Raw genomic sequence first — 22,493 nt, 5'->3', positions numbered from 1 at the left:
TTAAAGTCATTCGTGTTTTTTAATTGAAATTAGTATTAATATGATAAAATGAAGTTATTAAAAAAATAAGGAAAAATAAAATTCATGGATTATAGTTTATGGAAACAGTTTCCAACTTTAGAAACTAAATTGAAAAATACTCAAAAAATTATGATTGATCAAATTAACATTGATAATCGTAAATTTAAAAAAGGAATTGATAATCTTATTAATGGTAATGGTAAGATGATTAGAGCTGCGTTGTTATTATTATTTAGTGAATATGGTAATAATAACGATGAATTAACTTTTGAAAAAGCTGCGGCTTCAATTGAAATCATTCACTTGGCTTCTTTAGTTCACGATGATGTAATTGATGAATCAGATTTACGTAGAACTGCTGAAACACTTAATAAAAGATTCGGTCAACGCGAAGCCATTTATTTAGGTGATTATCTTTTTACCCAATATTTTAAATTATTAATTGATTATGCACCTAATAAATCTAATTTAACTTTTAGTATTGATCATATGCAGGCCATTCTTGATGGGGAACTTCATCAAAGTTTGTCTAAAAATGATGTTAAACGATCTGTAGCTGATTATTTTAAGGCAATTAATGGCAAAACCTCTGCTTTATTTGTAAATAGTGCTGCTGAAGGTGCAGTTTTAGGCGGGGCAGACGGAGAAACTATTAAACTTGCTGAACAAATTGGTTCTAAACTAGGTGATGCATTTCAAATTCGTGATGATTTGCTAGATTTTAATCCCACTTATGAAACTGGTAAGCCAGAGCTCGAAGATGTAACAGAGGGAATTTATACTTTACCAATTATTTATGCTCTCCAAACAAATTATAAAAAAGAATTAACTAAGTTATTAAAAAAAGACCAGCTAGACTTAGCTGATCTTTCTAAAATTCAAAATATCATTGAAATAAGCGGTGGGTTAGCCAAAGCTAAGCAAACTTTAACAGACACTTTAAATGAATGTTTAGTTTTAATTGATAGTTTACCAACTAGCGATGCTAAACCAGTGCTTAAAACGATTGTTGCAAAATTATTTAAATAATTAATCTGAAACGATTCCTTGATCCATAGCATAAAGCTTACGGTAACGGGGGTCTTTTTTGTATAACTCTTTAGGATTTCCTTGCATTTTAATAGACCCATCTTCTAAGAAGATAACTTGATTCATTGTTGAAAGACCTTGAAGATGATGTGTAACCCAAATGACAGTCTTACCAGCTAAAACTTTATCCAGTGTAGTAATTAAATCATTTTCGGTAATTGGATCAAGTCCAACAGTAGGTTCATCAAGTAAAACAATTGGATTATTTTGTAATAAAATTCTAGCTAAAGCAAGTCGTTGACGTTGACCACCAGAAAAACGGATTCCACTTTCGCGAACATTAGTATTGTATCCATCAGGTAATGATTCAATATAACTTGATAATCCAACGTCCTTCAAAGCTTGTTTAACATCAGCATCAGTTGCATTTTCATTTCCAATCCGTACATTATTCATAACTGTTGTATTAAATAGAAACGGACTTTGATCGAGCACACTAAACCAGTTTGCTCGGTTTTTTTGTAATCGGGAAACATTGATGTCATCAACAGTTACAGATCCGTTAGTAGGCATTAGCGTCCCTAAAAGTAATTGAAGCAAAGTAGTCTTACCAACTCCACTAGGGCCAATAATAGCTAATTTATGACCTTTTTTAACTTCTAATGAAACATTTTTGATTAAGCTAACTTTTTCACCTGGATAATTAAAAGTTACATCATTCATTTTAATATCTTTAAAAGTCTCTGGATTAGCATCAGATTGATCTGGATTAGGGTTAACTGTATCTGCTGATAACTCGTTCAAACGAACAACAGAGTCTTTGTACATAGGCCATTCTTCCATCGCTTGACTAACGGGAATGAAGGCATCCATTAAAGGAAAAACTCCTAATACGAAGGCTGCTGCATAATTTGCCATTGCTTGTGATCCAGTGAAGAACCAGTTAGACCAGATTAAAGTACCAACTAGGACAATGCCAAACATCATTTTGACAAGTAAATCACGATTCCATTCATATTTATGGGTATGAAAATTAGAAGCATCTAATTTTGCATCATTTTTAGTAACACTCTTCAAAAATCCGTTTTTATGACCTGAAATCATCCAGTCACCAATTCCAAAAGTAGCGTCAGTTAATTGACTGTATGATTCATGCACCAATGATTTTTCATATTCTTTTGCGGCTCCATGCATTGCTTCTGAAGCAAGGGGAATGAAGAACAAAATGATTGAAAAAGCAATCAACATAAAGATGGCATATGGCCAACTAATCACACCTAAAGCAAGAATTACAATAATTCCAGTAATGTAAGCAACTAAAGTAGGGAAAATTGTTCTTAAATAAAGATTTTCCAAATGATCAATGTCATCGGCTAAAATACTTAGTAAATCACCAGTTTGAAATTTACTAGTTAAGAACATTGCACTAGTTTCTAAGGTAGTATAGAGTCGTTTTCTTAATAAAGAAGTAACCCGCAATACCCAGTTATGACTATTAATTCTTTCAAGATATTTGAATAATGGCCGTCCAATCCCAAAAGCACGGGTCAAAAGCACCGGAACATATACAACTAAGATATTGTAAGGATGAGTAGCTGAACGACTAATAAGATATCCAGCTACAAACATTAAACCAACGGCACAGAAAAAAGTTAACACACCTAAGAAGAATACTAGCGCTAATAGCTTCTTATACTTCGCAAGGTAGGGTTTAATCCACGTATCATTTTTGAATAATTTATGCATGTTGATCTGCACCTCTAATCTCATCAATCAATTCTTTATAGACACCGTTTTTTTGCATTAATGCCTGTGGTGTCCCTTGTTCAACTAATTTACCTTGGTCCATAACTAAGATATAGTCCATATTTTGCATCCAGTGAAGCCGATGGGTTGCAAAAATAACAAGATGATTTTTAAAAATTGGTAACATAGTTTGTTTTAATTCATATTCAGTTTCAATATCCAAATGAGCAGTTGGTTCATCAAGTAATAGTATTTCACGATTATCATCGAGTAGTGTTCTTGCTAAAGCAATTCGTTGAGCCTGTCCACCACTAATACCACGACCACTCTCCCCAATTTTAGTATTAAATCCATTGGCTAATTCACTAACAAATTTAGTTAATCCAGCTTTTTGTGCAGCTTGTTTAATTTGTGCATCGGTTGCATCAGGTTGGTAAAAAGCAATATTTTCCGCAACTGTACCTGCAAAAATGTAGGGATCTTGGGGAATATAACTAATATGTTTTTGCCATTCAATTTGGGCTAAACTGTCAACTTTTTCCCCATTAATTGTAAAAGGGAGTTTTGCAGCATTGGTTGGTTCCAACCATCCACCAAGTAAGTTAAGCAAAGTTGATTTACCTGAACCTGAACGTCCAACAATTCCTACATTTTGATAGCCCTTAATTGAAAATGAAATATCTTCTAATGCATGGCTTTCTTTGTCGTATGAAAAATCAAGATGGTTAACACTCATCTTACTATCATTATTCCAACCATTGAAATTGGTTAATTTAACTTTGCTAGTTGGTGATTTGATTTTTAAAATTTCAAAAACATTAGTTAGGGCATTTTTACCATCTAAAGTAGCATGATAATCATTACCGTAATCACGAACTGGTAAGAAATAGTCTGGAGCTAGCACTAAAATAGTCAATGAGGGCAATAAAGTAACTTTCCCATCAATCAATGCAACCCCCAGAAAAACGGCTACAATGGCAATTGAAATAGTAGTAAAGAAATCTAGCGCAAAAGTCGATAAAAGTGCAACTTTTAAAACACTCATAGTGCTTTTACGGTAGTTTTCACTAACACGATATAGATTATCAGCATATTTGTTGCTTAATCCAAAAAGTTTAAGGGTTTTAAGTCCACGCATCGTATCAACAAAGTTATTTGACATATCTGTGAAACCTTTGTATTGTCGATCTGATTTAGCTTGAGCAGCAAGTCCCAAGATAATCATAAAGATAATAATGATTGGAAAAACTAATAAGAGGGTAATTCCAGAAGTTAAATTGATGAAGAAAACTGCAATCAATAATATCCATGGAATAATAGCCATATTAACCGTTTTTAAAATAATTAAATTAAAATAATTTTCAATTTTATCTGTTCCTTCAAGTGCCAAAGTAATTAAATGACCAGATCCAATATTACTTACCATTCGGGGACCAAGCTCGAATTCTTTCGTGAGAAGTTGTTTTTTTATTTCCCCAGTAGCTTTGGAAGCAAAACGATCTGTCAATTGATTTTCGATTCTAGTAATTAAGTAGCGAATACCAAAAGCTATAAAAAAATACAGCATTGGCATGAGCAATGCTGTAAGTTTTTTTAAGCTCCAAGTATTAACGACTGCTACTGATAAAAAGTAGGCCTCTAATATAATTGCTAGAGATTGAATAATTGCTAAGCAACTTAAACTAGCAATTAATTTTTTGACACCGGGAATAGACATGAGTTGTTTATCAAACATATCAATTCTCCGATCTTAATTAATATTCTTCACCTTTATCTAAAGCAGCTTTGAATTCTTTAAGTGAAATTCTGTGCCATTGAGATACATAACTCCAGATGAAATATGAAAGCATGATTGGTAATAGAATTACTAATACAATTGTCATAACAGTAAGAGTATATGGTGAAGCTGAAACTTCTTTAATTAATAACGTATGAGCAGGGTTAATTGCAATTAAAACGTCAGGGAACAATCCAGTGAAAATTAGCATGACGATAAATGCGAATAATGATGAATTAGCAACGTAAGCAGTAATTTCATGATTAGTAGCACTCGCAATTTGAGCTATCACAGTTGCAGCAACGATTAATACTAAGAATACTAAAGTTGCTACAAGGTGTGTTTCATAGAAATCAGTTTGGAAGTATAAGGCAATAACAATTAATACCTCAACAGGATAAGCTGCCCAGTATAAGTTATCAGCTAATCTTGATGCATGGTAACGAAGAAGTCCTTCAGTATGAAGGGCAATATAGCTTAATCCTTGGTAAAGAGAAACAGCAGTAACACAAATACCACCAAGAATTGAAAGGGGATTAACTACGTTCCAAAAAGTAACATAAATGTTACCAGCTGCATCCATTGGTAATGGTTGAATCATGGCTGTGAATAACATACCTAATAAGAAAGGCAAAATTAAACATGAAATGAAGTTAACCCATAACCAACCACGTTTCCCTTTTTCAGTTAAAGCAGCATCAGAAAATTCAAAGGAAACACCTCTAAAGATTAAACCAACTAACACAAGGAATAATAATAGATAGAAACCTGAGAACAAACTAGCATACCAACCAGGAAGGGAAGCAAACATGGCACCACCCGCAGTAACAAGGAAAACTTCGTTACCGTTCCAGTGGGGTCCGATAGTTCTAAGCAATAATTTTCTTTCGGTGTAGTTTGAGGCTAAAAATCTAGTAGCCATCCCAACACCAAAGTCAGCTCCATCAAGAACTAAGAAGAGAATGAAAAGTAAACCAATTACGGCATACCATAGTAATTGTAGGAAACTCATTTTTCAAATGCCCCCTTAGAAAATGGATCTTCAGTATCATAATTTGTCTTATCGCCAATTCCTTCAGGACCTTCGAACAAGAAATGCTTTGCATAAAGCATCATAAAGAATCCTAAGGTTGCAAACAATAAGAAGTAAACAATGTTAGTAAATAACAATGATGTAGCAGTAGTAGAAGGTGAAACAGCGGCAGCAATTGGAAGTAATCCATAAACAACCCATGGATCACGTCCTAATTCAGTAACTAGCCAACCACAAGAGTTAATGATAAATGGTCCAAATGTAGCAATTCCAAGTAAAACCGTTAACCATTTTTGTTTCAAAATAGTATCTTTGGCTTTTCTTGAGAACCATAAACCTAATACGGCAAGTCCGGCTAAAGCACCAAAACCAGCACCCATGATACGGAAAGCAAAGAACAAGGTATTAACATTTAAGTTATAATTCATGTTCTTCCCAAATTTCTTGTCATATTTTTTATGAAGAGATTTGTTAGTTTGATCCATACCAGTAACAGATCCTGAAAGCTTATGGTAAGAAAGAATACTTAACATATAAGGAACTTCAACTTTGAATTCGCCTTTATGATCTTTTTCATTGGTAATTTGGAAAACAGCCCATGGAGCAGGACTCTTAGTATTCTTGTAAATACCTTCAGTTGCAGCAAACTTCATTGGTTGATCTTTAATCAAGTATTGGGTTTGCATATCACCTGATACGAAACTCCCCATACATGCGAATAAACCAACAATCAAACCAATTCTCATTGATTTTCTAAAGAAAACAGCTGATTTTCCTCTGAACAACATGATTGCAGACATTCCGGCGACGATAAAGGCACCAGTGACGAAAGCACCGAAAATAACGTGAGGAAATTCATACCATAATTGTTCATTTTTAAGTAATGCAGCAAAACTAGTCATTTGAACGTGACCAGTTGCAGCATTAATTTTGTATCCAACTGGATGTTGCATAAAACTGTTAGCAGTTAAGATCCACAAAGCAGAAATTGTTGATCCGAAGAAAACTAACCAGATCATCAATGCATGCCAGGCTGGTTTTAACTTATCCCAAGTAAACATCCAGACACCGATAAATGTTGATTCAAGGAAGAATGCAAGAAGGGCTTCAATTGCAAGCGGAGCCCCAAAAATATCTCCCATAAATCTTGAATATTCAGACCAGTTCATCCCAAATTGGAATTCTTGGATTAAACCGGTAACAATACCAACGGCAAAACTAAGTAGGAAAATCTTTCCCCAAAATTTAGTCATTGTTTTGTACATTGGATCTTTCTTCACAACGTACATGGTTTCCATAATAGCAACCATTAAACCCATTCCAATAGACATCGGAACAAAGAAAAAGTGAAAAATAGTTGTCATCGCAAATTGGAAACGAGCTAGTGATACTACACTAAGTCCTAGATTTAACATAATCTAAAATTCTCCTTAATTAGCGATTAGCTTTGAAGAGCAGCTTTAAGTCCTGACAATTCAAAAGCTGAACGTTTGATAATTGCATGTTTCAAAGGTGGTACAACAATTCCTTTAAGTTTGATATGCATTCCTAATAAATTAATATCAGCAATTCCTGAATAAGGACCGAGGGAACAAACTGTACCAAGTGAGTTGTAAACAAATTTAACGGGTGCTTTACCTTGTAATTTTGCTTCAAGGTTTTTAACTGCGTTAGTTGCTTCAACAATTGAAATTTGACCTGTAGTTGGGTACATACGACCACTTGCAGGATCCTTAACAGCAGATACATCACCAATAATGTATTCGTTAGGGAAGTCGTTCAAACTCATATCAGCATTAACGGCAACACGGTCGCGATGTTGATCATATCCGGCTTTTTCCATAATTTGGTTACCGCGAACACCAGCAGTCCAGAAAGTAATGTTGGCTGGTAAGAATGTTTGGTCATCACCGTAGATTACACCAGTTTCTTTTACTTCAGAAACGGTACTACCCATAATAAAGTTAATACCTTTTTTCTCGAGATATTTTTTAGCATAGTTAGCATATTTTTGTGAAAACATTGGTAGAAAGCTAGGAGCAACACAATTAATTTTCATGTCATCTTTAGCAAAACCATATTTTTTAGCCCATTTTGGAACTTGATGAGCTAATTCACCTAGTAACTCGATACTTGTAAATCCACCACCAACAACTGCAATAGTTAATAATGATTTATCCTTAGTTTCTTTATATTTTTCCAATGCAGCTAAAATAGTCTTATAATCAGCTAATGCATTATCAACATTACTAATTTGTAAAGCAATATCATCCGCACCTGGAGTTCCAAATGTTTCAGGTTGAAAACCTAAAGCATTAAAGAGGTAATCATAGTGAAGTGAACCATTTTTTTCTAATTCAACTTCATTCTTTTCACGATTGATATTAAGAACTGTATCTTGAACAAAATTAATCTTTTTGCTTACAGAATCTCTAATATCCATTTCAATATTTTCTGGAACATTTGTTCCTGCGGCAACTGTATGTAAAGCAGTTGCATCATAATGGTATGAGTTTTTGTTAACCAAAGTTACGTTTAAATCAACCTTACTTTTAGCTAACTCTTTACATGCACGCATACCGGCATATCCGGCACCTAATACAAGTACATCAGTCATACACATTCGCCTCCTAATCATCGAGTGACAAGTCGTCACTTTATTTTTTCTTTACATATTGATTGTACTACAAAATAAGCGATATACCTACACTTACGTTTTGTTGTAAAATAATAGTAAATAGGGGGATTATAATTTGCAAAAATTGAAAAAAGTTTTAAAAATGGTGCGCTTTAATAGTTTAATTGCCACTATTTTACCGTTTGTTTTAGGAATTTCATTTACTTTATATTATTTTGATTCAATCAATGTTTTAAACACAGTTATATTCTTATTGATTTGTTGTTTAATGCAAATGATTGTTAATTTACGAGATAGCATTAAAGATTATGACAATTCAAAAAGTTTTGATGTTCAACAAAATAAAGATGAGGTGTTTGCAAAAATCGGTCACGAAGATGATTTGAAACAATTTAAATTACTTTGCTATGGCATGATTGTCGCTGGTATTATTTTAGCTTTATATTTAGTTTACTTAACTAATATCACAATTCTGTTATTAGGAATGTTTAGTACCTTAATTGGTTACCTATATACTGGTGGAAAATATCCCATTGAAAATGGGCCATTTGGGGAATTGTTTTCTGGTTTGACAATGGGATATATAATCACACTGGCATGTGTCTTAGTTAACATTCCAGTTTTAGATTATTCATGGAGTTTAGCTTGGAAAATGATATTGGTATCAGGTATTGCAATTTGTGCAATCGCAAACATCATGTTAGCAAATAATACTTGTGATTATGATGCAGACTTAAAGGTTAATCGGCATACTTTTGTTAGTTATGTTGGCAAAAAAGGCGCTCTAAATTGTTATGCAAGTTATTATATTTTAGGATACGTTTTATTATTGGCTGCAATTCTATTGGGATATTTACCATGGGAAATGATTGTTGTCTTTTTAACTATTCCAGTAATTGCGAAAAATACTAAAAAGTTTTTTGCAGTTCAAGTAAAAAAAGAAACATTTATCCTAACAATTAAAAATGATGTTGCATTATTAATTAGTTCATTGATTGGATTGATTATTTATCTAATCTTAAAATAGTGTAAATAAAAAGTCTTCCGTAAACGGAAGACTTTTTATTTTCTAATGACCATTATTACTATTTGTAGTAGTTGAGGTTGTTGGTGTACTACTTGGTGATGGGGTAGATGTACTAGTAGGATTGCTAGTTTGACTAGTAGTGCTGTTACTATTTTGTTGACTATTAGTCGTCTGCCCATTGGTAGTAGGGTTTTGTTCAGTTGGTGCAGTTGTTCCGCTACTTGTAGTTCGATTACTATCAGAATTACCACCATTATTATTTTGTTGGTTATTTTGATTTTGACTATTGTTAGTTACGGATTGATTGTTGCTAGCTTGTTCATTTTGAGTCCCAGTAGAAGATGATGAAACGACTTTCATATCTTGATCTGCACCATGACCAGCAATGTAATATTGTGTTTGATTATCTTTATATGTTTTCACAACATTACTTGGTTTTGACCAATTGGTATTTGGTAATCCTTCAGATGCTTGTGACATAACTTCTCTATAGAATTGTTGTGCAATTGTGTATTGTTCACCGGTAATTTCGTGTCCATCTTGGAAGGGTTGATCATAACCGGTCCATACTGACATTGAATAGTGTTTGGTATATCCAGTAAACCAGGCATCCATGTCTGAATTATATGGAACTTTACTTAGCCATTCAGAAGGGTATTGAGTCTGACCAGATTTCCCAGCTTGATTTAATCCTGAAATTCTAGCACTTGTAGCACTACCGTTACTATCGTTAATTACACCCTTCATCATTTGAGTCATCATGTAGGCTGTTGCTGCTGACATAGCTTGGTTACTCTTAGTATCAAAGCTTTCACTATCACCAGTAGGGGTAACGATTTTATCAATTGTATAAGGCTTATAATAAGTACCACCATTTGAAAATGCTGAGAAGGCCGCTGCTTCTTGTTCAGTAGATACATAAGCACCTAAACCATTTTGTAAACTTAATGGTTTATCAAAACTCATTCCTAAACCACTTAAGAAATTAGTTGCACGATCTAGCCCGACAGCTTCTAAAGTTCTAACAGCTGGAATATTTCTAGATTCAACTAATGCTTTTTGCATAGTAATAGTACCTTCGTACTTTTCATCGAAATCTTTTAGCTTAATGTTAGTTCCAGAATAAGTGTACGGCGTATCTTTGATTGTTTGATAAGTTGGATATTTCAAATATTCAATTGCAGGAGCATAGTCCATTAATGGCTTAATAGTTGAACCACTTGATCTAGCGGTTTGCGTAGCACGATTAAGACCAAATAGTGTTGATTGTTTTCTTCCACCAAGCATTGCTACAACTTGTCCGTTGTTTGGATCCATTACAGTAGAGCCAATTTGGAAATCATTATTAGGAAAACCAAGTTCTGAACTGTTATTAGCTAAATTGTACATATGCTTTTGCATAGTCATATCTAAATTAGTATAAACTTTATTACCGGCATTTAATTTATAACCTTTTTGTTGCATTTCTTGAATTACTTGGCCAATATAAGCATCCGCATATTTTTCGTTTTCTTGAGTAGGGGTACTTTCAGCACGTTTCTTATCAATTCCATCTTGAACATTTTCTTTTTTGGCATCGTTTGCTTGTTGCTTGGTAATAGCTTTATTTTTAACCATGGCATCAAGAACTTGGTTACGACGACTTGTAGCGTATTTAGGATTAATAACAGGGTTATAAGAAACTGGTGCCTGAGGTAATCCAGCAAGAAGCGCAGTTTGAGATAAATCTAATTGGTTTAAAGGTTTATCATACAAAACTTCTGAAGCTGTTTGCATACCATACGAGTTGTTTCCCATATAAACTTTGTTAATGTAAAATTCCAAAATTTGTTGTTTACTGTAATCACGATCAACTTGAATCGCTAACCAAGCTTCTTGGGCTTTCCGTTTAATGGTTTGATCAGATGATTTAGTTGAAAAAACTGATAATTTGATTAATTGTTGGGTTAAGGTACTACCACCTTGAAGACCACCTCCACCAAATACATTGCTGACAGCTGCTTCAACAATTCGAACTGGATCAACACCTTTGTCTGTATAAAAATGACGATCTTCAACTGAAATGATGGCATTTTTTAAATTTTCCGGAATGTCTTTTGATTGGACATAATCACGATTTTGCATTCCCAATCGTGAAACTACTTTACCGTCTTTATCATAGATAGTCGTAGAATTATCACTTGATAAAGTGCTATAAGAAACGTTTGGAGCAGTTGCAGCATAATATGTAAACAAACCACAACCTAATAAAAATAGAATGAATAGGAAAAAGATACACCATAGGATAATATGACCAACTGGCCCCATATGTCGTTTATTCTGTTTAAGTCGTGAGTATATTTCATCTGAACTCATATTTTTTCTCCTTTAATTTGAAAGATCAATTATTTTTTGTACGGCATCAAGATATGGTAAAACTGGGTTAATACGATAATCAATTTTATATGCTAACTCATTAAACTCTTGTTTTGCAATTGATTTTCTCCCACCATTAAGCATTCTGTTCCAAAATCTAAACAAGTCTGTACTATTTAAAATGAATATCTCGTTGCTTTTGACAAATTTTATTAAGGCAAAACAAATGCCACCTTGATTAACACATTGCTGCATGTGTTCAATCTGATGGTTGTGAAAATTACTAAGTGGGAATGCGGTCGTATTCATTGTTTCTTTCGCATCGAAATCAATGTAATGTCCATTAAAAACACCATTATAATCAGTGGTAGATGCTTGTTTGAAATAGGCTTCTCTAATAACAGCAGCACTTCGCTTAGGATAATCTACTTTAACAATTTGAATAGGGGTAGGCTTTTTGTGAATTACTGCCATTTCTTTCATTAAATAATAGGCATTACTATCATTTATTTCTTGTTCCAAAGTCATACCACGGTCACCGTAGTTAACACTGTTTAGTTTATTACTACTATTAATAGAAGATAAGTATTTACTTCCATTCGGATATTTAATTGCCAAAACTACAACTCCTTTTAAAAGTTTTCGTAATAAGGTAAGTATAGTTCATTCCATTTAATAAATGTAATACAATTATATCAGTATCGAAAAGTTATTGAAAATTTAAATTTTTAGGAGTGACTATGAGTCGAGTTTGGATAACTGGATATCGTACCTATGAAATCGGTATTTTTAACCAGGATGATAAGAAACTAAAAGTCATAAAGCGCAGTTTAAAAGAAACAATGATTAATTTAATTGAAAACGGTTGTGATTGGATTATCACTGGTGCACAGCTAGGAACGGAACAATGGGTAATTGAAATTGCACATGAATTGAAAAAAGATTATCAATTCCAATTGGCTGTTATTTTACCATTTGAAGGATTTGGCAAAAATTGGAATGAAAACAATCAAATGATAGTTCACCAACTAATTCAGTCTGCAGACTTTTCTGCATACGTTAGTCAAAAAGAATATGAATCCCCACAACAATTGAAAAATTATCAACAGTTTATGCTTACTCATACTGATAAGGCTTTGTTTTTATATGATACTGAAAACGAAGGTAAAACAATTTTTGATTATAATGCTGCACATAAATATCAAAATAATCATGTATACCCAATTCAACAAATTGAATTAGACGATTTACAAGATACCGCTAATGAGATGGCGGAAGAAAGTAAATCAGATTATGATATTTAATATTTTTGTGATATAATGATATAGTTAAGAAAAAAGGGGTGCATTACAATGGAAAATATTAAGTTCACACCAAAAGAAATCTTACAAAAAGAATTTAAGCAAAAAATGAGAGGTTATGATCCAACTGATGTTGATTCATTCCTTGATGACGTTATTAAAGACTATGAAAACTTCCAAAAAGACATTTCAGAAAAAGATCAACAAGTTGATCAACTAAATGCTGAAAATCGTCAATTGAAGTCACGTATTATTGAACTTGAAAACCAAGTTGCTAATAATACTACAGCAGTTAAACCTAACGAAAGCTTAGATTCACAATCTTCTCGTCAAGAACCAGTTCAAAGAAATGAAGAACCAGTTGAGAATGTTTCAAATATGGACATTCTCAAGCGTTTATCAAATCTTGAACGTAAAGTATTTGGCGAAAGCAATAATTAGTTATAAATTGGTGCATGTTCTGAGTAATCGCGGTCGGCTATATGCCGGCTGAGGAAAGTCCACTCTCGCACAGGCTGTGATGCCTGTAGTGTTCGTGCTCGGTGAAAAAATAAGCCGGGGGACTGTTTTTAACAGTTACGGCGAAGGAAATAGCTAAGTACTTCGGTATATGCTTCAGTACTTCCCAAGGTGCTATAGAGACGATTAATTCAAGAAATTGAATTACTGGAACGCAGTAAACCCCGCGAGCGGGAAACCCAAACTTTGGTAGGGGAGCTTTACACACGGAAACAGAACCAAGTGTAGGGCAGGAATCCTTGTGATTCCTGAGATAGATGATTACTACTTAATTGTTTTCCCTGATAATTCAATTAAGCACAAAACATGGCTTACAGGTTCATGCACCAATCAGGAAGAGTGGGATATTCCCACTCTTTTTTTATAGAATTAGAAAGGTAATAATAATGAAAAAATTTAAATTAATGGTAACATGTGCAGCTGGTATTGAATCGCTTGTAGCTAAAGAACTGCGTGATTTAGGTTATGAGGTTAAAGTTGATAATGGGATGGTTCTATTTGATGGAACTATCGAGGATATCATTAAAGCTAATGTTTGGTTAAGAACTGCAGATCGTGTCAAAATCATTGTTGGATCATTTGAAGCCAAAACATTTGATCAATTATTTGAAGGAACTAAAGCATTATCATGGGAAACCCTTATTCCAATGGATGGACAATTTCCAGTAGAAGGACGTTCACAAAAATCTGAATTACATAGTGTTCCAGATATTCAGGCAATTACCAAAAAAGCAATTGCTACTAAATTAGGTGACTTCTATCACCGTCGGACCCGTTTGCCTGAAACAGGTGGATTGTTTCCATTAGAAGTACGAGTTAACAAAAATATGGTTTACGATCTACTTGATACTACTGGACCAAGTTTGTTTAAACGTGGTTATCGTGTTGCCAAAGGTGATGCCCCTCTTAAAGAAAATATGGCTGCTGCTTTGATTTTATTATCAAATTGGCATCCAAAAACAATGCCATTTCTTGATCCAATGTGTGGCTCAGGAACATTACCTATTGAAGCTGCTATGATTGCAAGAAATATCGCCCCAGGTATGATGCGTGAATTTGCATTTGATAACTGGGATTGGGTACCAAAAGATTTAATTAAGAAAGTTAAAGAAGAAGCTGACGCTCAAGCTGATTATGAATCAGAATTTGATATCTCTGGTAGTGATGTTAATGGGGAAATGATTAACTATGCTAAAGTTAACGCACAGGAAATTGGGCTACTACATGATATTACTTTTAAACAATTAGCAGTTCAAGACTTCAAAACGGATAAAGAAGATGGTGTAGTCGTTACTAATCCACCTTATGGTCAACGTCTTGGTGATATTGAACAAGCTGAAAAATTATATAGAGACTTAGGTAAAGTGTTTATTCCAATGAATACTTGGTCAAAATATTATTTAACTAGTGATTTAAACTTTGAAAAATTCTATGGTAAAAAAGCTACTAAACGCCGTAAATTATATAACGGAAGAATCAGAACAGATTATTTCCAATATTGGGCTGAAAAAAGACATCAAAAGTAACTAGAAGGTGAAGATGATGGTTCAAAAGATTGCAATCATTGGTGGTGGTATTGTTGGATCTACCGCTGCATATTATTTAAGTAAAGATAACTATAAAAACTATGATGTTACATTATTTGATGAGGGTATTGGACAAGCTACCAAAGCTGCAGCTGGAATAATTTCACCATGGCTTTCAAAACGTAGAAATAAGCAATGGTATCATCTTGCATCAGAAGGGGCAGCATTAGTTGCTAAAATAGCTCATGATACTAATATGGACGAGCAAACTTACGCAAATGATGGAACTATTATTACACGTGATGATCAAGCTAGTTTAGATGAATTGCTTAAAATTGCTTTAAAAAGAAAAGAACAAGCTCCAGAAATGGGAGATGTTCGTTTTGTCTCAAAAGACGAAATCAAAGAATTGATTCCTATTATAAAAAATTCACCTTTTGATGGATTATTTGTGCCCGGAGGCAGTAGAATTGATGGTCAATTATATTGCCAACATCTTCAAAGAATGGCAGAACAACGTAATTTAAATTGTCTTAATGGACACGTTACGCTAATTAACGATCACAAATTAAAATTTAATGGTAAGTCCTTTGATTTTGATAAAATTATCATCGCTACTGGGGCATGGTCCAAAGCAATTTTGTCTGATTTAAACATTAACCTTAATTTAAGACCTCAAAAAGGCCAATTAATTGAAGTTAAAGTTCCTGATGATATAGAACATGAAAATATGCCTGTCATGATGCCAGAGTCTGAATATGATTTCATTCCACTAGGACATGGAAAACTGATTATTGGGGCAACTCATGACAATGACCAGGGATTTAATCTTGATTCAGAAAAAAGTGTTGAACAATTATTAGTTAAAACTGCTGATAACTTAATTAGTAACATTTCAACTAATGATATTTTATTATCAAGAGTTGGTACTAGAGCATATACCTATGATTTTGGACCATTTTTTGGTGTAATTCCCAATCATGAATCATTATTAATTGGTACTGGACTAGGCTCATCTGGATTGACAACTGGACCATTAGTAGGTAAATTCTTAGTGGACTTAATTAAAGGTAACTATGTTGATTTAGATTATTATCAAAAACCAATTAATACCTATATTAATTAGTTTTATGTAGTGCCTGAATTGCAAGAGTATGGGCGCCATGATTTTTTCTATCGGGAATCCAATTATTAAATACTAAACTAAACTCAGATTCTAGTGATAGAATCTGATCTACATATTTTTGATAGTGCTTAGCATATTGTTTATCCAAACTTTCTGCTAAAATTTTACTATCAGTATAATAATTTAGTACGGATTTTTTTAAATCTGATTCTGAATTACTACTTTTTAAAAATTCAAGTGCCTTAATGCACGCTTTAAATTCTCCTTCGTGATTATCTTTGGCTGTTGTTTCAAATTTGGTCTGAATTTGTTTGCTTTGAGTGACTAACAAAACTCCAATTCCAATTTTATTAGAATCTGGATATTTTGCTGCGTCAGAATATAGTTTATAATACATGTGTATTCTCCATTTCGAAGGGATGTTATTATGATAACGCAAAAAAGAAAATTTTATTATCAACCTCAATTATTAACCAGTATTATTTGTTGGAGTTGGACTATCATCATATTACTTGTAGGAATAATTATTTGGTTAGAAATTACGACTTTTCAAACAACTACACTAATGTTTATTATTGCATTTGTATTTTTAACTTGGATCCAAATCCATTTCAGAAAATTCATTATTACAAAAAATAAAATTAGAGTAATTAGTGTGCTACATCCACGTGGAAAAGTTTTCAACAAAAAATTAATTAGCCATGTTATTTTTAAACGTAATTCTATTTCTGTTCAAATTCATGATAAACATTATAAATATTTGGTGCCAGCAAATTCTGCAATCGAGTTATCAGAAATATTTGCTAATAAAGAGGGTTAAAAGTGAAATTAAAAAAATATCAAGTAGGATTAATCGTCATTTCAATTTCACTACTTATTGTAGATCAACTCGTAAAATTGTTAACTCGTATGAATCTTAATTTAGGACAAGAAGTTACATTCATCCCTGGAGTATTATCATTTACTTACTTGCAAAACACAGGAGCAGCATGGAGTTTCATGGAAGGTAATTCTATTTTCTTTGTTATAGTTGCATTATTTGCTATCTGTATTTTTAGTTATTTATTATTGAAAAATCAAGATAACAAAATTATGTCATTGGGAGTTATATTAATGTTAACGGGAACTCTTGGAAATTTATTTGATCGTATTTTCAAAGGATTTGTAACAGATATGATTAAAATTGATTTTATTAATTTTCCTATTTTTAACATTGCAGATATGAGCTTGACTTTTGGGGTTATTATTTTGTTATTTTCATTGTTAAAAGAGGAGTAAAAAGTGAGAGAATTAGAATATCATGTATCACTTACTGGTTTAAGATTAGATAAGTCCATTTCAGATGAATTACCTGAAATTAGTAGATCCAGAGCTAATGAATTAATTAAAGATGATTTAGTCACAGTAAATGGTGAAACAAAAAAAGCTAAGTATAAAGTTAAAGAAAATGAAAAAATAATCGTTAACGTTCCTGAAACTAAACAGTTAGATTTAGTACCTGAAAATATCAAATTAGATATTGTATATGAAGATGATGATGTAATTGTTGTTAACAAACCACAAGGAATGGTGGTCCATCCTGCACCGGGTCATCCAGATCATACATTGGTAAATGCATTATTGTATCATACAGACTTACCTGATATTAACGGAACATTTAGACCAGGTATTGTTCATCGTATTGATAAAGATACATCTGGTCTCTTAATGGTTGCTAAATCTGACATTGCCATGCAATCTTTGTCCCAACAATTAAAAGATAAAACTAGTCGCAGAAAATATATTGCATTAGTTCACGGATCATTCAAAGAAGAATCAGGAACAATTGATGCTGCATTAGGAAGATCACCCAAAGATCGTAAAAAGCAAGCAGTTGTTAAAGGTGGACGCAATGCTGTTACTCATTTCAAAGTTCTAGAAAGATTTGGTAATGATTATACGTTAGTTCAGTGTCAATTAGAAACGGGAAGGACTCACCAGATTAGAGTTCATATGAAATACATCAATCATCCTGTTGTAGGTGATCCTCTATATGGACCACGAAAAACACTTAAAGGTAATGGTCAATTTCTTCATGCAGCTGAGTTAGGATTTAAACATCCAACTACTGGTAAAGAAATGGATTTTGAAGCACCTTTACCAGAAATTTTTGAAAAAACATTAAATAATTTAAGAAACCAATATCAAACAAAAGAGGTCTAAGTATTATGCAAAACGAAAAGGTTGTTTTAAACGGAATGGCAATGCAACGTGCATTAACACGAATTACTTATGAAATCATTGAAAAAAACAAAGGTGTTGAAAACTTAGTTTTAATTGGAATTAAGACTAGAGGAGTTTTTCTAGCAAATCGTATTGCAAATCGGTTGAAGAAGCTTGAAAATACTGACATTCCGGTTATTGAATTAGATATTACTAAGTATCGTGATGATAACAAAAATGATTCGAGTAATGAAAAAGTTGCAACCAATGTAGTTGACATTAATAATAAAAATGTTGTTTTAGTAGATGATGTTCTCTTTACTGGACGAACTGTTAGAGCAGCATTAGGTGCAATTAATGAAATAGGACGTCCTAAACGGATTAGTTTAGCAGTGTTGGTAGATCGTGGACATCGTGAGCTTCCAATTCGTGCTGATTTTGTTGGTAAAAATTTACCAAGCTCAAAAGATGAAAAAATTAAAGTGTTAGTATCAGAAATTGATGATCGTGATGGTGTAGAAATTACCAAAGGTTAGTATTTTAAATTTTTTCAAGGGACGGTGATTGAATTGCCTAAACGTTTTTTAATTCTTGACGATGGAACTTCATTTGCTGGAGAAGCATTTGGAGACTTGTCAAATACAACTGGAGAATTAGTTGTAAATACCAATTTGAATGATTATCAAGAATCATTGACTGATCCATCATATCATAATCAAATTATTACCTTTGTTCAGCCATCAATTGGGAATATTGGGATTAATCCTAAAAATTATGAATCAATTATGACTTCTGCTAAAGGCATTGTAGTTAATCAAGCTGAAAATATCTCATTTTCTCATTTGAAAAATATGTCATTAGATGCCTTTTTAAAAGAACGACATATTCCAGGAATTTGTAATATTGATACTAGACAAATTCAAAAACATGTTAGAAAACATCAAATCAAAAAGGCAAGTATTGTAAGTAGTAATGATGAACATTCATTTGATCAATTGCAGGCAGCTGTTCTTAGTAATCAGCAGATTCAATCAGTTGCTACGCCTAAGCCATATTTGGTTCCGGGAAGTGGAATTACAGTCGTAGTTGTCGATCTTGGTTTACGTGAAAGCATTGTCAGACAATTATCAAAATTAAATTGTAATATTATAGTTGTTCCTTGGAATTTTGATTTTGCTTCGATTAAAAATCTAGACCCTGAAGGAGTAGTAATTTCATCTGGACCCGGATCACCTGATGAAATTGATTCAATTGTAGTTAAGAATATTCAAGATATTCAAAAAGAACTTCCCTTAATGGGGGTTGGATTAGGCCATGAATTAATTGCAATTGCCAATGGTGCTAAAGTAAAACGCATGAAATTTGGGACGCATGGTAATAACCATCCTGTACGTAAAATTATTACTAATGAAATTGTTTATGCTGATCAAGCACAGGATTATGCTGTTGATCCTGATACGATAGACTCATCAAGATTAATTGTTACATACATTGATTTAATCAACGGTACAATTCAAGGAATTAGAAGCAGAGATTATCCAACGTTTTCTGTTCAATTTTTTCCAGAGGGAAGTAATGACTTGGAAGATAGTTTAGATATTTTTGACGAATTCATTGAAAGTATTATGGCACATAGGAGATTAATTAATGAATAATATTAAAAGAATCCTATTAATTGGTGGCGGATCATCAAACATTGGTCATGAAGGTGAACAAGATGCTGCTGCATATCAAGCTCTTTCAGTATGGAATAAACTTGGTATTGAAACATTAGTAATTGATAACAATCCTTATTCAATTATGTTGTCTGAAATGCCTAAAAAAAATTTATTTATTGAAGATATCTCCATTGCAAATATCGAAGAAATTATAAAAACTGAAGATATTGATGCTATTACACCAATTTATGGTAAAAAAGATGCTCTTAGAATTGTTAAACAGTTAAATAAAAGAGGCATTTTACACGATCATAATGTAAAAATCATTGGATTAAACTCTGATAATATAACTTTATTTGGAGGAATTAAGAATAGTATAAATAAAATGGATCGAAATTCTTCATTGGCAAATCGACTAATTGAGAATGATATTCCAGTTTTAAAAACTAATGTTGTTTCTAATTTTGATGAATTGCGTACTACAATAGATGATATGATATTTCCAATTGCAGCAAAAGCATTGAATACTACGAAATACCGTCGTCGTCATGTATTCCAAAATATAGAACAATTAAATAATGACATTGATGATTTATTTCAACAATCAAACGATAATAAAGTGGCCCTAGAACGTGAAGTTGGTGGTTACAAGGAAATTGGGATTGTTGCAATTAGAGATATTGATGGAACTAAGATGGTTATTTCATCACTAGAAGATATGAATCCAGTTGGAATTAATTCAACTGATTCAGTTATTTTTGCACCAGCGCAAACTTTAAATGATGCACAACTACATATGATGAGAGCAATTACATTTAGAATTATGGATTGTTTAGGAATTAAAGGAGTTTGTCATATACAATTTGCCCTTAATTCAGTTAATAACGAATGCTTTGTTATTAAAGTAAATCCATTTTTCAATGCCCAAACAGCCTTAGCTGCTAAGTCCACTGGTTATCCGTTGGCTAGAATTGTAGCCTCTTTGTTACTAAACAAACCAATTACAGAAATAAAATTACCACCTCGTTTTCATAAATTCACATCGATTCTTCAACCAATCAGTGATCATGTGATGGTTAAAATGCCAGTCTGGTCTTTTGATTATTTACCTAAAGCAATTCAAAAGTTAGGTCCCAGAGCAAAATCCACTGGATCTTCAATTGGAATGGGGCGGAATGTTGAAGCAGCATTTATGAATGCTTTGCGTAGCTCCCAACCTAGTCCCAAAGATGTTTTACCAAGTTTTAGTGAATTAACTGAAGATGAATTGATTTCCCAATTAATTCACCCAACTGATGCTCAGATTCTAATTTTATTTGAAGCTGTAAGTAGAGGTTATTCTGCTAGTGATTTGGCAGAATTAACTAAAATTGATGAATTTTTCTTTATGATTATGGATAATATTCTTAGTGAAATACAAGCAGTTGCAGCTAACCCCTTAAATCCACAAGCATTATTACGAGGAAATAAATATGGTTTTGGGACAGGTATGTTTTGTCATTATTGGCATACAACTAATGATGTAATTAATCAATTGGCTGACGCTAATAACATTTATAAAACATACAAAATGATTGAACCAACAGGGGGGGAATTCCCTGAAAAAATAGATTCATTTTATGGAAGTTTTGAATATGAAACAGATACTCATAAACTTAGTGATAATTCAGCATTGGTAATTGGAAAGGGACGAAATCATTTAGGTCCTAATACAGCAGCAGATGTTTATACTGCTGAAATGTTAATTCATCTACATAAATTGGGATTTAAAACAATTATCCTTAATAATAATCCTAATTCAGTATCTTTGACTCCCTCTATTAGTGATAAACAATATATTGAACCAGTGCAATTAGGTGACATTTTAGATATCATAAAATTAGAAGAACCAAAATTCGTCTTTGTACCGGGTAATCGGCATTACTTAATTCGAGAATTAAGTAAATTGCATGATACAAAAGTTGTTGTTTTACCTCCAGATCAAAAAAATGGAGTCTGGAATTCAAGTAAGGCCGAATTTGCAATGGATTTCTTAGTATCACAAGGTGATATTATTCCAATTACTACGGTTGGCTTTTCTTCACAAGATATTAATGATTTAAAAGAGATTGAAAAACAAACTGATTATTTTGTACCATACAAAAATAAAAACATTGATTTTAATTATATTAAAAAATTAGGAATTGAAGCAATTAGACAACATGCATTAACTGGGTTAATACAAGTTGTATTTAGATTAGAAAATGGAAAGCCAGTCGTTTCTGGAGTAACGCCTTTACGAATTACGGAAACTATCTTCTTGAATTTAGCATCTAATATTAACTGGATTGCTATCTTAATGAAGATGTATACTGGTCATTTTGATTCTAACGAAGTAGTAAATCTAATTAAAAACACACCCGTAAAAAATCAAACGGCAATCATGAAAATAAAATTTCCATTTAAATCATTGGGGATTTCTAATGGTCCAAAAGATCGTGCACTAGAAATTGGGGCAAAAATTGAATACAAAAAAGACTTGACCTGAACCCTTAA

At 32.8% G+C, this 22,493-nt stretch carries 20 protein-coding genes and 1 other RNA gene; 13 read left to right on the top strand and 8 right to left on the bottom strand.

The window, feature by feature from the left end:
• Positions 1–84: 84 nt before the first annotated feature.
• Positions 85–1,050 (top strand): polyprenyl synthetase family protein, encoded by a 966-nt coding sequence (locus tag ACQW5G_RS07945; RefSeq protein WP_429970925.1) that lies wholly within the window; start codon positions 85–87, stop codon positions 1,048–1,050.
• Here the strand turns inward: ACQW5G_RS07945 and cydC are convergent, their stop codons facing one another.
• The 5 genes from cydC to ACQW5G_RS07920 are packed head-to-tail and all read right to left on the bottom strand — an operon-like array spanning position 1,051 to position 8,223.
• Positions 1,051–2,796, bottom strand: a complete 1,746-nt coding sequence (gene cydC, locus ACQW5G_RS07940; RefSeq protein WP_429970924.1) for a thiol reductant ABC exporter subunit CydC — start codon at positions 2,794–2,796, stop codon at positions 1,051–1,053.
• The gene (gene cydD, locus ACQW5G_RS07935; protein WP_429970923.1) at positions 2,789–4,531 is read right to left on the bottom strand and encodes a thiol reductant ABC exporter subunit CydD; all 1,743 of its coding nucleotides are present in this window, start codon (positions 4,529–4,531) and stop codon (positions 2,789–2,791) included. Before cydD ends, cydC begins: the two co-directional genes overlap by 8 nt.
• A 19-nt stretch (positions 4,532–4,550) precedes the next feature.
• Positions 4,551–5,585 carry a cytochrome d ubiquinol oxidase subunit II gene (cydB, locus tag ACQW5G_RS07930; RefSeq protein WP_429970922.1) on the bottom strand — a complete coding sequence of 345 codons (1,035 nt, stop codon included), beginning with the start codon at positions 5,583–5,585 and terminating at the stop codon, positions 4,551–4,553.
• A complete protein-coding gene (locus tag ACQW5G_RS07925) occupies positions 5,582–7,021 on the bottom strand; it encodes a cytochrome ubiquinol oxidase subunit I (protein ID WP_429970921.1) in 1,440 nt (479 codons plus the stop codon). Before ACQW5G_RS07925 ends, cydB begins: the two co-directional genes overlap by 4 nt.
• A 26-nt stretch (positions 7,022–7,047) precedes the next feature.
• Positions 7,048–8,223, bottom strand: coding sequence for an NAD(P)/FAD-dependent oxidoreductase (locus ACQW5G_RS07920; RefSeq protein WP_429970920.1), 1,176 nt, complete (start codon positions 8,221–8,223; stop codon positions 7,048–7,050).
• A gap of 136 nt (positions 8,224–8,359) precedes the next feature.
• On the opposite strand from ACQW5G_RS07920, the gene ACQW5G_RS07915 reads away from it, so the two are divergent.
• The gene (locus ACQW5G_RS07915; protein ID WP_429970919.1) at positions 8,360–9,271 is read left to right on the top strand and encodes a prenyltransferase; all 912 of its coding nucleotides are present in this window, start codon (positions 8,360–8,362) and stop codon (positions 9,269–9,271) included.
• Between the two features lie 42 nt (positions 9,272–9,313).
• Here ACQW5G_RS07915 and ACQW5G_RS07910 read toward each other — a convergent pair whose 3' ends face one another.
• Positions 9,314–11,626 (bottom strand): PBP1A family penicillin-binding protein, encoded by a 2,313-nt coding sequence (locus ACQW5G_RS07910; RefSeq protein WP_429970918.1) that lies wholly within the window; start codon positions 11,624–11,626, stop codon positions 9,314–9,316.
• Positions 11,627–11,638: 12 nt separating this feature from the next.
• On the bottom strand, positions 11,639–12,244 hold the full coding sequence (gene recU, locus ACQW5G_RS07905; protein ID WP_429970917.1) for a Holliday junction resolvase RecU: 606 nt from the start codon (positions 12,242–12,244) through the stop codon (positions 11,639–11,641).
• A gap of 122 nt (positions 12,245–12,366) precedes the next feature.
• On the opposite strand from recU, the gene ACQW5G_RS07900 reads away from it, so the two are divergent.
• From ACQW5G_RS07900 to ACQW5G_RS07880, 5 genes are all read left to right on the top strand, one after another.
• Complete coding sequence (locus ACQW5G_RS07900) at positions 12,367–12,930, top strand: DUF1273 domain-containing protein (protein WP_429970916.1); 564 nt, start codon at positions 12,367–12,369, stop codon at positions 12,928–12,930.
• A gap of 48 nt (positions 12,931–12,978) precedes the next feature.
• Positions 12,979–13,368, top strand: a complete 390-nt coding sequence (gpsB, locus tag ACQW5G_RS07895; RefSeq protein WP_429970915.1) for a cell division regulator GpsB — start codon at positions 12,979–12,981, stop codon at positions 13,366–13,368.
• A gap of 15 nt (positions 13,369–13,383) precedes the next feature.
• An RNA gene (rnpB, locus tag ACQW5G_RS07890) (RNase P RNA component class B) lies at positions 13,384–13,765 on the top strand.
• Between the two features lie 67 nt (positions 13,766–13,832).
• The gene (locus ACQW5G_RS07885; RefSeq protein WP_429970914.1) at positions 13,833–14,972 is read left to right on the top strand and encodes a THUMP domain-containing class I SAM-dependent RNA methyltransferase; all 1,140 of its coding nucleotides are present in this window, start codon (positions 13,833–13,835) and stop codon (positions 14,970–14,972) included.
• Between the two features lie 13 nt (positions 14,973–14,985).
• A complete protein-coding gene (locus tag ACQW5G_RS07880; protein ID WP_429970913.1) occupies positions 14,986–16,098 on the top strand; it encodes an NAD(P)/FAD-dependent oxidoreductase in 1,113 nt (370 codons plus the stop codon).
• Here ACQW5G_RS07880 and ACQW5G_RS07875 read toward each other — a convergent pair.
• The gene (locus ACQW5G_RS07875) at positions 16,091–16,495 is read right to left on the bottom strand and encodes a ribonuclease HI family protein (RefSeq protein ID WP_429970912.1); all 405 of its coding nucleotides are present in this window, start codon (positions 16,493–16,495) and stop codon (positions 16,091–16,093) included. The two genes, ACQW5G_RS07880 and ACQW5G_RS07875, sit on opposite strands and share 8 nt — an antisense overlap.
• 30 nt (positions 16,496–16,525) lie before the next feature.
• Here ACQW5G_RS07875 and ACQW5G_RS07870 point away from each other — a divergent pair, with 30 nt between their 5' ends.
• The 6 genes from ACQW5G_RS07870 to ACQW5G_RS07845 are packed head-to-tail and all read left to right on the top strand — an operon-like array spanning position 16,526 to position 22,485.
• On the top strand, positions 16,526–16,918 hold the full coding sequence (locus ACQW5G_RS07870; RefSeq protein ID WP_429970911.1) for an EbsA family protein: 393 nt from the start codon (positions 16,526–16,528) through the stop codon (positions 16,916–16,918).
• 2 nt (positions 16,919–16,920) lie between these two features.
• Positions 16,921–17,376 carry a signal peptidase II gene (gene lspA / locus ACQW5G_RS07865; RefSeq protein ID WP_429970909.1) on the top strand — a complete coding sequence of 152 codons (456 nt, stop codon included), beginning with the start codon at positions 16,921–16,923 and terminating at the stop codon, positions 17,374–17,376.
• Between the two features lie 3 nt (positions 17,377–17,379).
• Positions 17,380–18,300 carry an RluA family pseudouridine synthase gene (locus ACQW5G_RS07860; protein WP_429970907.1) on the top strand — a complete coding sequence of 307 codons (921 nt, stop codon included), beginning with the start codon at positions 17,380–17,382 and terminating at the stop codon, positions 18,298–18,300.
• 5 nt (positions 18,301–18,305) lie between these two features.
• Complete coding sequence (gene pyrR / locus ACQW5G_RS07855; RefSeq protein ID WP_429970906.1) at positions 18,306–18,836, top strand: bifunctional pyr operon transcriptional regulator/uracil phosphoribosyltransferase PyrR; 531 nt, start codon at positions 18,306–18,308, stop codon at positions 18,834–18,836.
• A gap of 33 nt (positions 18,837–18,869) precedes the next feature.
• On the top strand, positions 18,870–19,955 hold the full coding sequence (locus tag ACQW5G_RS07850) for a carbamoyl phosphate synthase small subunit (protein ID WP_429970905.1): 1,086 nt from the start codon (positions 18,870–18,872) through the stop codon (positions 19,953–19,955).
• On the top strand, positions 19,948–22,485 hold the full coding sequence (locus tag ACQW5G_RS07845) for an ATP-grasp domain-containing protein (RefSeq protein WP_429970904.1): 2,538 nt from the start codon (positions 19,948–19,950) through the stop codon (positions 22,483–22,485). Before ACQW5G_RS07850 ends, ACQW5G_RS07845 begins: the two co-directional genes overlap by 8 nt.
• Positions 22,486–22,493 lie beyond the last annotated feature (8 nt).

The sequence above is a fragment of the Fructilactobacillus sp. Tb1 genome (genome assembly GCF_050500285.1).
In the GTDB taxonomy this organism is placed as follows: Bacteria; Bacillota; Bacilli; order Lactobacillales; family Lactobacillaceae; genus Fructilactobacillus.
Note: the sequence above shows the minus strand (reverse complement) of the source record. Positions and strands in the feature narration are given on the sequence as shown.